The organism is Pseudoalteromonas maricaloris, from assembly GCF_024746855.1.
Lineage (GTDB): Bacteria > Pseudomonadota > Gammaproteobacteria > Enterobacterales > Alteromonadaceae > Pseudoalteromonas > Pseudoalteromonas maricaloris.
Window position 1 is genome coordinate 3,427,501 of the sequence record NZ_CP024625.1, and the last position, 12,999, is coordinate 3,440,499.

Below are 12,999 nucleotides of genomic sequence, written 5' to 3' on the forward strand. Positions count from 1 at the left end.
ACCCTCAAGGTCGTTGAACTGGTCTAACTTACCTTGAGACTGTTTTAATGCTGTGTCATTACGGCCGATAACCACTTCACCGAAGTTACCTTTTAAACCCACGTACTGATTACGTGCAGTAATATTGTCTTTATCACCTTTTGAATCAGCGTCAGAAACATCTACTTGGAACTCAAGCTTATAAATAACTTCTAAACCAGAGTCTAATTTCTCAGAACCTTTGAAACCAAAGCGAGAGGCGTTACTTTTAATTTCAGTAACTGAACCTGCACCATCGTCAGAAGATTGTACCGATACATTCGCTTTACCATAAACATCTACTTCAGCGTTTGCTTGAAAAGTGAATGCACTTAGTAATGATAGCGCTAAAGCAGTCTTAGTTAGTTTCATGTGTATTTCCTCAATATCGCAACACGTATTTTCAAAACACGCGCAGTTTGACACTGGTAAATGACAAAAATATTACACATAAAATATTTCTGAAAATAAAATGACACCCAACTTTAAGAAATGCGTCACAAAAGATTCATTATAAGAATTACTTCACCGCCCCCAGTAAATTTACGATGGTTTCTATTTGCTCTAGTTGGTCGTTGTCTTTGTGATATGCCACAAATATCTCTCTTGAGTTACTTTCTACTTCATCAACTTGAGTCAACCTTCCAGCCTCAATGGACTCTAACGCTAACGCTTCTGGCACAAATGCAGAGCCACCACACTGAAGAATAAGATCGAGTGCTATTCTGCCGGTGCTGGTTCTAAAATAAGGAGGGGTTGCGCCAGTGAACTGTTTTGCATGCCATAGAGAAAAAGCAGTTCCCCAATCAACATAAACATACTGGTTGTCAAAAAAGTCTTCCTTTGTTGCGTTATCAAAAGTGCTTACAGGAATAATAGCAAGATCGCTGATCGGCTTAACAACCAGTTCATCCACTTTTGGCGGATCGAATAGTACAGCAAGGTCCAGTGTTCGCTCTAATAATAGTCGCGTGCTTTCTTGCTGTGCTTTCACTTCAGCAACAAGCGATACTCCGGGCATAGCAGATACAATATGGTTAATCCCGAATTGTAAAAATGCGTCCCAAATATTAGCCGTGCCGCTCAATGACAATTGCTTGTGCATATTGTTTGCAAGCGCAACATCGACTTTGGCGCGCTGCATCCCAGTTAAGATCATTTTGGCGTGTGGTAACAACCTTTCACCTGGCGCAGTTAACTGAATATTGTTACGCTGGCGAATAAAAAGATTCACTCCTAAACTTTGCTCAAGCTGACGGATCCTAAAACTTACAGCTGACTGAGTGATGTATAAATTTTCTGCCGCTCGACCGAAGTGACGGGTTTTGACAACTTCGACAAAAGTTTTTAATAGATCTATGTCCATTTTTCTTCCTGACGATAAAAATTACTCGTTTAAAAAATTATAAAACTTGGTCCATACTCCAGCCAGATAATCTTAGAGGACTCAGTTATGGATCATAATTTAGCGACTTTGAAAAATGCATTTGCAAGCCCCAGAGCCTTTTATGATGACGCCAACTTCCCTAGAGGATTCGGACGCAGTGGTCACTTCACGCTACAAGAAGCCGAAATTCTTGAACGCTGTGGTGCCACATTAAGAAGCTTATACAGCAAAGCAGAAGAACCTCAAAACAGTTTCCAATCCCAGTTTGTTCAGGTAATGGAAGGGTTAATTCCTCCAACTAACGCTGTAGAAAAAGCCTGGACCAAATATTTGAAGCATACTACGTGTAAGACAAAGTTTCACACGCTATTTGGACGCTCTAAAGTTCAAAACGATGGTAGCGTGGTGATCCCGGTAGATATTGACGACGAGCTATAAGCGAAATCGTCTAAATCCTATCAAGCTTAGACGCCAACAGAGTAACCTTATTTCTGTCGTTGGTGTCTAAGCACTTCTATTATCAATCCCATTTCAATCTCGATTACCTCATCACCCCCTATCTTTCTCGTATTTTGTTCTTAGTCGTTATCTGTTTATTAGCACAAGCATTGCAATTAAGCGCAGTTAGGTTAAGAATTAGTAAAACAGGAAATGATTGGCGAAGGTTGTGTTACGGAAAATCTTAATCATTGAAGACACCCCCACCATTGCGAAGGTGCAAAAGCATATTGCAACCACTGTGGGATATCATGTAGATATTGCAGAGTCTTTGGCTGAAGCCAAAGCATTATTATCACAGCACGACTATTTTTGTGCCGTGGTAGATTTTGTGTTACCTGATGCGCCACTTGGAGAAGCTATTCCTTGCACGGTTGAAGCTGATATACCTACCATAGTGATGACTGGTAATCTTGAAAGTCAGACTCGCTCAATCGTTGAGCAATACCCCATCATCGACTATATCACCAAGGAAAATAAACAAGCCTATCATTATTTACGTCGCCAATTAGAACGCCTGCCAAGAAATGAAAATGTCAGAGTACTGGTTGTGGACGACTCTATTTCGTCGAGACACTATGTCTCAGCACTCCTCACTCGCCATAAATATCAGGTACTAGAAGCCTGTGATGGCATAGAGGCACTCGCGGTATTAAAAGACAATCCAGATATTTCAGTGATCATTACCGACAATGAAATGCCAAATATGCGAGGCGAAGAGTTATGTATCGAAATTAGGCGACTCTACACTGATGATGATAAAGCGATAATTGGTATATCTGGAGTTGAAACCGAAAATTTATCTACACGATTTTTGAAAAATGGTGCTAATGACTACCTCAGAAAACCCTTTAACGCTGAAGAGTTTTACTGCCGTCTTAGCCAGAACGTCGATATGCTAGAACATATTCAAACGATACGCCGACAAGCAAATACAGACTATCTAACCAGCTTGCCAAATCGACGCTACTTTTTCGATACCGTAAAGAAAAGCCTAAAAGCAAGACATAAAAAGGAGCTCTACGGGCTGATCGCTATGATAGATATAGATCATTTTAAGCAAGTAAATGACAAATATGGCCATGAAGGCGGCGATGCAGTGCTTGAGTCAATTGGCCAAGCGTTTGCTCAATACTTTCCCAATGATTTAGTCGCTCGATTAGGCGGCGAAGAGTTTGCGATATATTTTAAAGATACGGTGGCTGATCATTGCAAAGAAAGACTGGAGTGCTTTAGGGAATATTTAGAGCAAAGTAGTAACGAACTGACTGAACAGCAGATCTCATTTACCGTTTCAATGGGACTTGCCGCTCAGGTGACTACGGACATAGAAAGCCTGATAAAACAAGCCGATGAGCGTTTATATCAGGCGAAAGCTTCGGGAAGAAACCGCTTAGTTCACTAAGCGCTTTCTTTTATCTCGATAAGAATCAAAGCTAAACATCACCAGCGCGCCCCAAATAAAGGCAAACGTTATTGCTCGTTCTGCATCAAAGGCTTCCCCATAAAAGAGTACCGCCAATATGAACATTAAGCTCGGCCCGATATATTGAAAAAAGCCAAGTGTCGTGTAGGGTATCCGTTTTGCTGCTGCGGTAAAGCATAACAAAGGCAAAGTTGTCACCACACCTGCACTTATCAATAGCGTGTTGGTATACCAATCATTATTCCAAAGGTTGCTTGTGGCACTCGGCTCAACCCACCACCAATAAGCCAGTGCAATTGGGGTGAGAATAAGGGCTTCCACCAGCAATCCCGGAAGCGATTCAACCGCTAAAGTCTTACGTAACAATCCATATATCGCAAACGATCCCGCCAGTGAAAACGCAATGACAGGGAATGAGCCAAAACTAATTAACTGTAATACCACACCCACTATCGCTAATAGCACAGCAAACTTTTGCGCCGTTCTCAACCTTTCCGATAAGAACAGCATTCCCAATAGCACGTTAAGTAATGGGTTGATGTAATAACCCAAACTCGCGTCTAACATAAAGCCGTTATTCACTGACCAAATAAATAAACCCCAGTTAAAACCCAACAGCAACGCAGTGAGGGTCAACATCGCCAGCAACTTAGGATTAGCCAGTATGACCTTAATTTTGGGCCATTGCTGTCTTGCCAGTACAATTAGTGCAATAAAAAATACAGACCACACAACGCGATGAATGAGTATCTCAATCGCGTCGACATGGACGAGTTGCTTAAAATAGATGGGTGCAAGTCCCCACATAAAAAAGGCGAGTACAGCGAGTAAGTGGCCTTTCTTTTGTTCTTCAATCACGGGCGTTTAACCTTTGGAGGGATCAACTAAGAGGTCAATCATTATACTCATTTTTACTAATCACGGCGATGAAAGTTCGATGAATTCACAATCACAAAGTTTAAATCCGACAAGTGCTCAAAACTTATTCAAGTCTCTTAAGATTAGATAAAAAGCAAAGACAAGGTTCAAAAAAAGCTCTAAAATGACGCCGATGGATACCCTCGTAAGCACCCCAATTAACGACCCTCATTCAGTACTGAAAGATGTGTTTGGCTACAGTACGTTTAGAGATGGTCAGCTTGATATTATTCAGTCTAGCTTAGCTGGTCAGGATACGCTTGTACTACTGCCTACCGGCGGCGGTAAATCACTCTGTTACCAAGTCCCAGCAGTATTATTGTCAGGCGTGACAATTGTTATATCGCCACTTATCTCATTAATGCAAGATCAGGTCGCGCAGTTAAAAGCACAAGGCATAGCCGCAGAATATATCAACAACAGCGTCGCTTGGGAGCAGCAACGAGATACCTATGACGCGCTTTTCCAAGGTCGTTTAAAGCTGTTGTACGTTGCACCAGAAAAGGCCTTACAACGAGACTTTATTGAACGCATATCCAACTGTAACATCAGTTTGTTTGCCATTGATGAAGCCCATTGTGTATCCCATTGGGGACATGACTTTAGACCGCACTATTTTCGTTTAAAAGAATTACGTCAACATTTTCCGTCTGTTCCGATGATGGCATTAACCGCAACGGCTGATTTAGCAACACGAAAAGATATTGTCCAGCAATTAGGTATGCAAGCACCATTTATCTATACCGGTAGCTTTGACAGACCCAATATTCGTTACACCATCGAAGAAAAGTTCAAACCCCTGCCTCAATTGATCCGCTATTTAAAAGAGCAAAAGGGGCAAAGTGGCATAATCTACTGTGGTAGCCGTAAACGTGTTGATGATATTGCCGAAAAGCTGATTGATGCTGGGTTCAATGCTGCAGGTTATCACGCAGGTCTAGATAATGATCAGCGCCAGTTTGTACAAAACCGCTTCGCCCGAGATGACATTCAAATCGTAGTTGCAACCGTTGCTTTTGGGATGGGGATCAATAAACCCAACGTGCGATTTGTGGTTCACTATGATATTCCTAAAAGTGTAGAAGCGTATTATCAAGAAACCGGCCGTGCAGGGCGAGATAGTTTAGCAGCTGAAGCCGTTATGTACTTTGATCCTGCAGATATTCCCCGCGTTAGACGCTTTTTTGAAGATATTCCAGACGAGCAACGTCGTAAGGTCGAAGAGCAGCGCTTTCAGGCGATGTCGAGTTTTGCTGAAGCGCAAACCTGTCGTCGTCAAATTTTGCTCAATTACTTCAGCGAATATCAACGTGAAGCATGCGGTAACTGTGATATTTGCCTTAATCCACCGAAACAATTTGATGGCACATTAGTTGCCCAACAAGCGTTATCGTGCGTATACCGCGCAGAGCAACGCTTTGGCATTGGTTACATTGTGGATATTTTGCGTGGGGCAAATACCGCAAGGATCAGAGAACAAAACCACCATACCCTCTCAACCTATGGGATCGGGAAAGAGCACAGCAATGAATTTTGGCTGAGTATATTACGTCAATTGATCCATCATGGTTTATTGAGTCAAGATATTACTCAAGGCGCAACGCTTAGATTAACAGAAGCCGCCCGCGCCGTACTTCGCGGCGAATATGTGCTACAACTCGCAGAACCAAGACTTGTAGCTAAGCATGTCTATCAAGATAAACTGGCTCAGTTTAATTACGATAAGAAACTATTTGCTAAGCTTCGTGCACTCAGAAAGCAGCTCGCAGATGAAGATGATGTACCGCCGTATGTTGTATTTAACGACCGAACGTTGGCTGAAATGGCACAAAGAACGCCAACAACTGATAGTGAGTTTTTGCAAGTATCTGGTGTCGGTTTTACTAAGCTCAGCAAGTACGGTGCCCCTTTCATGCAGCTCATTCGCAATTATTTGGAAAGAGAATAATGACTACACTCACTTTGGATAATTCACACGAGGTGATTATCGTCAGCTGTGAAATTACACCTCAAGACGATGAATTTGAACTTTGGGGGCAAATATTCTTACATCAAGATGAGATTCAATTAATTGAATTCTCTGCTGGCGCGGATAGACATCAGTGGCGTTTTTCATATAAAAGCTGTAATTTTAATTTAAATTTTGAACATTACAGTGAAAGTGTGTGGATAGCTCCTGATGGCGTTGATGCCTTAGAGCTCCTACCTTTCCTACGCCAACAACTTTCTCGTTAAGTCCACATAAAGCTCTTTAAGTCTATAAATATTATTACTTTTGTTGCAGAACTAAAGCAAGCTGCAACAATATAATCCATACTAAAGGAATATTAGACTTAAAGGCTCTGTGATGAATGTAAAGAGGATTTCGTGTAATAGTATTGTGCTAATGTGTAGCCTAAATGCAGCTGCGCAAGCTGAAAAAGTGCCTGCTGTTGATTTTGCTAATAGCTGTGGTAATAACCGAGTTGAAGCACAAAGCGACCAAAATCTTTCACGCCAGCTAGACAGCAAACAAGCCTATCCTGAGCCTGCAGAAGGTAAAAAGGTCGTCGCTATCACTCTAAAACAACTTAATGTTTTCGATACCGATAAACCTGAAGAAGACAATGCCCTATTCCGATTTGCCAACCGTTATCATATTCAAACCAAGCCCGAAGTATTAAAAAGCGTGCTCCTATTTCAGGAAGGGGATGCTTACAACCCAAGAAAACTCAGTGAATCCGAGCGACTCCTTCGCAATCAATCATACCTATATGATGCTCGTATCTATGCCGTGGAAAACTGTGATGGTGATATTTTAGTTACGGTTGTAACGCGGGATCTTTGGACACTATTGCCCGATTTAAGTTTTAGTCGTAGTGGTGGGGAAAATACTTCTCGAATTGGGTTTAGAGAAAGTAATTTATTTGGCTGGGGAAAGCGCCTTTCTTTTACCCACATACAAGAGGTCGACCGCTCTGGTTATCAGTTTGTCTATGATGACCCTAATATTTTAAACTCAAGATATCGTGGTCGCGTAGAATATTCAGATAATGACGATGGTGAACGCCACTATATTGATGTGAGCTATCCATTTTTTGCAACCGATACTCCATATAGTTATGGTTTTACAAGTTATTCAGACAAACGCGAAGAACCCATATATTCTGAAGGTGAAACAATCTCAGAGTTCAGTCAATCCACGGATGTCACGCAAGTCTACTTCGGACACTCAAAAGCGCTATCGGGCAGTTGGACTCGTCGTCTCATCGCAGGCGTTAGACATGAGCAACATACGTTCCGTGAGATAGCTGATACCACTTTACCCATTGCACAAGATAGAACGCTCACCTACCCTTATGTTCAAGCTCAGTGGTTTGAAGATTCCTATGTAAAGGTACGCAATTTCGACTCGATTTATCGTACAGAGGATCTTAATTTAGGTTGGAATATTAATGCTCTATTTGGCTATTCAGCCGAATCTTGGAGTGACGATACTGAGCGTCTTGTCTATTCATTTTCTGCCAATACAGCGCACTACACCTCAGATCACAGCTTATGGCGTTTTTATTTTGATGTTAGTGGCAACTGGAACAAAGACACAGATAAAACCGAAAACCTAATAGCGAAAACGACCTTTCAATACTATTTAAATACCAGCTTGTATGAGTCTTGGTTTATCAATGCAAGCTATACCTATGGAAATAACCTGACCTTTGATAATCAAATTACGTTAGGGGGGGAAACCGGGCTTCGCGGATACCCAATAAAATATCAACAAGGTAGCCGCAGTATGCTACTCAATATCGAAAAGCGATATTACTGGGAATATGACTTACTGCGCCTATTCAAAATTGGCGGTGCGGCTTTTTTTGATGTAGGGCGCGCGTACCACTCTCATCTGCCGATTGAAGCAGATGAATCTGTCCTAAAAAATGTCGGCATTGGTTTACGTTTAGCGCCTAGCCGAGCCAATTCAGATATCATGGTTCATATAGATTTGGCCGCGCCAATTAATGGCCCGGATAACGTCGATAGCGTACAGTGGCTATTAACGGTAAAAAATCGCTTTTAACGGTGTCGCACAACTATAAACATGATATAAAGCAGAAAAAATTTCTTAGGATACGACTTTGCATTTGTTAGATTTCGCACTCAGTCAATACAAGCTAATTGTAACTTTGGTGGCGCTATTATCCTTCCCACTATTGATGAAAGCATGTTGCAAACTCTTAGAAAAAGTAACACGCGGAAAAATAGACTCTCATCGTAAACAACGTGCCGACTTACTCGTTCGTGTACTCGTTGCCTTTGTATTCGTCTGTTTTATGCTCGTATTCTGGGGCATAGAACTTCGTGGTTTACTGGTGCTTGGTTCATCGTTATTTGCGATGCTTGGTGTTGCCATGTTTGCCGGTTGGTCATTACTTTCCAATCTGACTTCGTTTTTACTTATGTTTATTCAAAACGATTATCGCGTTGGGAATTGGGTAAGAATTGTCGACGGTGCAAACTTTGTTGAAGGCTGCATTGTAGAGATGGGATTGATGAGTGTAGTACTGCGCCATGTTGACGGCCATAAGGTCGTATATCCTAACAACTTGTTTGTTACTCGACCCGTTATGGTGCTTAGTCAGGAACCAGCTAAACCTAAACAGGTTCCAACACCAAGAAGAACATTAGGCCCTAAGAAATAGGGCCTATATCGTCAATAAAAGTTTCTAGCTGTTGTTCAACAATGCTATTTGCATGTGCAAAGTAAGCCAAATGAAAAACTGCGTCTCCTTCATTCACCAAAGGTAGCATTTGTTGACCAATCACTATCCCACTACGAGGCGCGATAATTGCTTCTTCGCTTTGACCTAATGGACTGTCTATATAAGCCAAGATTTGACCTTTTGATACGCGTTCCCCCAAGTTAACTTGTGCTCGAACAATACCATCAACGTCTGCACGCACCCAACTTGTTGCAGCCGCGATAACTGCGTCATGACGTTGCTTCCTGCGACGTCCACGCAACATTCTGAGTTTACGCATGACATTTTCAACCCCTTGCAATCCAGCAGCAATGGCCAATGAGTCAAACCGCAACGCTTCTCCCGCCTCATAGGTGATAACAGGAATGTCCAATCCCGCCGCTTCACTTCGCAACGAGCCGTTACGCAGTCGCGCATCTATCGCAACCGGCGTACCAAACGCCATCGCCATTTCTTTGGTCATTTCGCAGGACAAGTCACCACGGATCTGCGGTAAATTAGAGCGATGAATCGCGCCGGTATGTAAATCGATAATATGGGTGCATTTTTTTACCACCAAATCGAAAAACATAGATGCCATTCGAGCCCCTAACGAGCCTTGCTCAGAACCTGGAAAACAGCGGTTTAGGTCTCGTCTATCAGGTAAATAGCGAGACTTATGAATAAAGCCAAAGATATTTACGATAGGCACCGCTATCAAGGTGCCACGTAGCGTTGCCGCATCGACTTTACTTAATAGCTGGCGCACGACCTCGACGCCATTTAATTCATCACCATGAATTGCGGCACAGACCAAAAGTACCGGTCCGGCCTCTGCGCCATTAACGACTTCAATCGGAATAGTCATTGGTGTGTGGGTGTAGAGCTTGGCCACTTCCAACTGGACAGTCTGCCTTTCAGCAACACCCACTCGTGTATCTAATAACGTAAAGGGTTGGTTGATTTTAACCTTTGCCACGTGTAGCAGTCCTTTTCGCCGCTGCATTCTTCTCGATAAAGGAGATGATCAAGCTAGCAATGTCTTTACCTGTTGCCTTTTCAATGCCCTCAAGGCCCGGAGATGAGTTCACTTCCATCACCAAAGGACCACGCTCTGAACGCAATAAATCTACACCGGCAACATTTAGGCCCATGGCTTTTGCTGCAGCAATTGCAGTGCGGCGCTCTTCCGGAGTGATTTTTACCAATGTCGCAGAACCACCACGATGCAGATTTGAACGGAATTCGCCCTCTTGCGCTTGACGCTTCATCGCGGCAATGACACGGTCGCCGATAACGAAACAGCGAATGTCCGCACCACCAGCTTCTTTAATATACTCTTGCACCATGATGTTGGCTTTTAAGCCCATAAATGCTTCGATAACGCTTTCCGCCGCTTTTCGTGTCTCAGCTAACACCACACCAATACCTTGTGTGCCTTCTAGTAGCTTGATCACAACCGGTGTGCCACCAACCATTTCCAGTAAGTCTTTAACGTCATCAGGCTTACTAGCAAAGCCTGTGATTGGCATACCTACGCCTTTTCTTGACAGTAACTGTAATGAACGTAACTTATCTCTTGAGCGAGTGATTGCAACAGACTCATTCAATGGGTAAACCCCCATCATTTCAAACTGTCTGAGTACCGCACAACCATAAAACGTCACAGAGGCACCAATTCGCGGAACAATCGCATCAAAGCCGCTCAACTGCTGACCCTTAAAGTGAATTTCAGGCTCACTACTATTGATATTCATATAACAACGTAGCGCGTCAATAACCTCTACTTCGTGCCCACGCTGCTCTGCTGCTTCAATTAAACGACGTGTTGAATATAAAGATTGATTCCTTGAAAGAATGCCAATTTTCATGATTTATCCGTTTTATTACTTAAATATGACTGTTCTGGATCAACAAGGATGCGGCCTCGCATCGCCGTACGACCCAGTAACATTCTAAATTTCATTGTTTCTCTATTGCTTAGCGTGATTTCAATTGGCCAAGCCTGGTTGCCGATAGTTAAATTTGTTTCTATCACATAACGTAGTTCTTTATGACCGCCCGAATCGGTAACAACGCGCTCATCTACTACTTTTGCTTCACTACAGACTTCATAGTCGGTGTTGTCTTGTTTGGGATGGATCCAAAACCTTACCCAAAGTTCATCTTGTTCTGTTTTGAAAGGCTCAACCTTAAAGGCATGCAGACATGATGTTCTTGCTCCAGTATCTACTTTCGCTTTGATTTTTTCGATACCTAAATCGGGTAAGGAAAGCCACTCTCTCCAACCAACTGTGATCATATTATGCTCTCGTACAAAATGAGTTCGGACTTATACGCTGATTCAAGTCACTTGAAAAACAAAATAAATTTATCCTAAAGATAAAAACGCTCTGTTAAGCCGAGCACCTTAACTTACAGTAACACCACTTACACATTTTTCAAGGTAAAGCCCTATACTGAGCTAAAGTAAAATAGAGTATTCAAATAATTTATTTCATCGCCAAGATTTTAGGTCCTAAAGGAATTTGAAAATTAAATTATCTATGTCAGTCTTGGGACGAACTTTTTAATAGGAATTAGCTATGACTGGATTACTCCATGCGTTTGTGCTCGACGGTCAAGGTGGCGGTAGGCTACTTTGCGATCTGAGTGAAGTAAAATCCGTAATTCACAAGGAGCCACTTTGGCTCCATTTTGACTACAGCTTCGACGAAACGACCGAATGGCTGAAGCAGCAAACGTTTTTGGATGACTGGGAAAGAGAAGCGCTAACCGCAGATGAAACTCGTCCGAGAACGGCTAATGGCGATGAAGGTTTGCTAGTGTTCTTGCGTGGCGTGAACCTTAACCCCAAGCAAAGCCCTGAAGACATGGTTTCTATTCGCTGTTTTGCAAACGATAAACTACTTATCACCTGTCGTAAGCGCCATATTATGTCTGCCCAAGATATGCTGGCATCGCTTAAAAAGGGTCAAGGCGCAAAAAGTATCGGTGAGTTACTGTCTACATTGGTGATGCGACTTTCTGTGCGAATGCAAGACATCATCTGGCAAATAGAAGAACAGCTTGATGAATTTGAAGACGCGATGGAAAGCAGTGAGCAGCTGCCAAACTATCAGCAACTTTCAACATTAAGAAGACAAACCATTGGTTTAAAACGCTATCTTAAGCCACAAAAGCTTGCTATTAGCGAACTGCTATTGGCAAAGATTGCTTGGCTAGATGAAGATCATCGACACATGATTGAAGAGGCGAGCAATGCCTTAAGTCGATATATCGAAGAATTAGAGGCAGCGATTGAGCGTGCACAAGTGATCCAAAATGCGATCACCAACCATCAAAATGAACAATTAAACCAAAGAATGTACGTGATGTCCGTCGTTGCAGCGTTATTCTTACCACTTGGATTTTTAACAGGCTTGTTAGGGGTGAATATTGGCGGTATTCCTGGCACTGAATGGGATGGCGCATTTGCCTTTTTTGTTATTATGTTGGTGGTACTAACTGGCGGTATTGGCGTGTACTTTAAACGCAAAGGCTGGTTGTAAGTAGGAGTGAGCATTGGCGCTCTCGCTAGGGATCGAACCTAGAACTCAGCCTCCGGAGGGCTACGTGATATCCATTTCACCACGAGAGCGTCGGCAATATAATAATGCTAAGTGCAGGCAATTGCCAGACAATGTTTGCTATATGACTAATTAGTAACCTATTTTTTAAAAAAAGCTGTACTTTGGGCAAAAAACCAGTTATTCAACTATGCTTTGAAAATAATAAAATAGACTGATATTGCTGCCCGTTCAGAAATATCGCGATACATCATTGAGGATCCCAAATATGACACCGATGACAACAGAGCAAGTTGCAGAGTTTCTTGACGTAAAGGTTGAGCGCGTAAGACGCCTCGCACGAGAAAACTTGCTAGTCGCCAAAGACACTGATGCCAATGGCGAACCTATCTTTGACAAAGCCGATGTTGAAAAATACAAAGAGCTAGCACAGCGACTGGGTGGGATTTAAACTACCCAATAGTGATG

The 12,999-nt window shown here is 42.5% G+C and carries 14 protein-coding genes and 1 tRNA gene (1 of these 15 only partly in view); 8 read left to right on the plus strand and 7 right to left on the minus strand.

Features of this window, described 5'->3' with window-relative positions; translation table 11 throughout:
- Positions 1 to 390: the beginning of a porin gene (locus tag CTT31_RS15180; RefSeq protein WP_010607243.1), read on the minus strand. Its footprint begins 540 nt before the window's first position; 390 of the gene's 930 nt are visible here — the first part of the coding sequence; it begins with the start codon at positions 388 to 390; the stop codon falls past the left edge of the window.
- Positions 391 to 538: 148 nt separating this feature from the next.
- The gene (locus CTT31_RS15185) at positions 539 to 1,384 is read right to left on the minus strand and encodes a LysR family transcriptional regulator (RefSeq protein ID WP_010607242.1); all 846 of its coding nucleotides are present in this window, start codon (positions 1,382 to 1,384) and stop codon (positions 539 to 541) included.
- Between the two features lie 87 nt (positions 1,385 to 1,471).
- On the opposite strand from CTT31_RS15185, the gene maoP reads away from it, so the two are divergent.
- Together maoP and CTT31_RS15195 are read left to right on the plus strand one after the other, a co-directional pair.
- Positions 1,472 to 1,843, plus strand: a complete 372-nt coding sequence (maoP, locus tag CTT31_RS15190; protein ID WP_010607241.1) for a DUF413 domain-containing protein — start codon at positions 1,472 to 1,474, stop codon at positions 1,841 to 1,843.
- Positions 1,844 to 2,072: 229 nt separating this feature from the next.
- On the plus strand, positions 2,073 to 3,308 hold the full coding sequence (locus CTT31_RS15195) for a GGDEF domain-containing response regulator (protein WP_260491536.1): 1,236 nt from the start codon (positions 2,073 to 2,075) through the stop codon (positions 3,306 to 3,308).
- Here the strand turns inward: CTT31_RS15195 and rarD are convergent.
- The gene (rarD, locus tag CTT31_RS15200) at positions 3,297 to 4,187 is read right to left on the minus strand and encodes an EamA family transporter RarD (RefSeq protein ID WP_260491537.1); all 891 of its coding nucleotides are present in this window, start codon (positions 4,185 to 4,187) and stop codon (positions 3,297 to 3,299) included. The two genes, CTT31_RS15195 and rarD, sit on opposite strands and share 12 nt — an antisense overlap.
- A 184-nt stretch (positions 4,188 to 4,371) precedes the next feature.
- Here rarD and recQ point away from each other — a divergent pair, with 184 nt between their 5' ends.
- From recQ to CTT31_RS15220, 4 genes are all read left to right on the plus strand, one after another.
- The gene (gene recQ / locus CTT31_RS15205; protein ID WP_370602703.1) at positions 4,372 to 6,195 is read left to right on the plus strand and encodes a DNA helicase RecQ; all 1,824 of its coding nucleotides are present in this window, start codon (positions 4,372 to 4,374) and stop codon (positions 6,193 to 6,195) included.
- Positions 6,195 to 6,482 (plus strand): DUF3630 family protein, encoded by a 288-nt coding sequence (locus CTT31_RS15210; RefSeq protein WP_039493070.1) that lies wholly within the window; start codon positions 6,195 to 6,197, stop codon positions 6,480 to 6,482. Before recQ ends, CTT31_RS15210 begins: the two co-directional genes overlap by 1 nt.
- A gap of 151 nt (positions 6,483 to 6,633) precedes the next feature.
- On the plus strand, positions 6,634 to 8,301 hold the full coding sequence (locus CTT31_RS15215; RefSeq protein WP_130127004.1) for a POTRA domain-containing protein: 1,668 nt from the start codon (positions 6,634 to 6,636) through the stop codon (positions 8,299 to 8,301).
- Positions 8,302 to 8,359: 58 nt separating this feature from the next.
- Positions 8,360 to 8,923, plus strand: coding sequence for a mechanosensitive ion channel domain-containing protein (locus CTT31_RS15220; protein WP_010378993.1), 564 nt, complete (start codon positions 8,360 to 8,362; stop codon positions 8,921 to 8,923).
- On the opposite strand, the gene CTT31_RS15225 is transcribed toward CTT31_RS15220, so the two are convergent.
- Genes CTT31_RS15225 through CTT31_RS15235 form a run of 3 tightly spaced genes read right to left on the minus strand, consistent with a single transcriptional unit; the run spans position 8,913 to position 11,264 of the window.
- The gene (locus tag CTT31_RS15225; protein ID WP_010378992.1) at positions 8,913 to 9,941 is read right to left on the minus strand and encodes a succinylglutamate desuccinylase/aspartoacylase family protein; all 1,029 of its coding nucleotides are present in this window, start codon (positions 9,939 to 9,941) and stop codon (positions 8,913 to 8,915) included. The two genes, CTT31_RS15220 and CTT31_RS15225, sit on opposite strands and share 11 nt — an antisense overlap.
- Positions 9,928 to 10,833, minus strand: coding sequence for a 30S ribosomal protein S6--L-glutamate ligase (rimK, locus tag CTT31_RS15230; protein WP_010378991.1), 906 nt, complete (start codon positions 10,831 to 10,833; stop codon positions 9,928 to 9,930). Before rimK ends, CTT31_RS15225 begins: the two co-directional genes overlap by 14 nt.
- Positions 10,830 to 11,264 (minus strand): ATP-dependent zinc protease family protein, encoded by a 435-nt coding sequence (locus tag CTT31_RS15235; protein ID WP_010378990.1) that lies wholly within the window; start codon positions 11,262 to 11,264, stop codon positions 10,830 to 10,832. Before CTT31_RS15235 ends, rimK begins: the two co-directional genes overlap by 4 nt.
- 283 nt (positions 11,265 to 11,547) lie before the next feature.
- Here CTT31_RS15235 and CTT31_RS15240 point away from each other — a divergent pair, with 283 nt between their 5' ends.
- Positions 11,548 to 12,513, plus strand: a complete 966-nt coding sequence (locus CTT31_RS15240; RefSeq protein ID WP_260491538.1) for a zinc transporter ZntB — start codon at positions 11,548 to 11,550, stop codon at positions 12,511 to 12,513.
- A gap of 14 nt (positions 12,514 to 12,527) precedes the next feature.
- On the opposite strand, the gene CTT31_RS15245 is transcribed toward CTT31_RS15240, so the two are convergent.
- A tRNA-Arg gene (locus CTT31_RS15245) sits at positions 12,528 to 12,602 on the minus strand.
- Between the two features lie 197 nt (positions 12,603 to 12,799).
- On the opposite strand from CTT31_RS15245, the gene CTT31_RS15250 reads away from it, so the two are divergent.
- A complete protein-coding gene (locus CTT31_RS15250; RefSeq protein WP_010607231.1) occupies positions 12,800 to 12,982 on the plus strand; it encodes a helix-turn-helix domain-containing protein in 183 nt (60 codons plus the stop codon).
- The last annotated feature ends 17 nt before the right edge of the window (positions 12,983 to 12,999 follow it).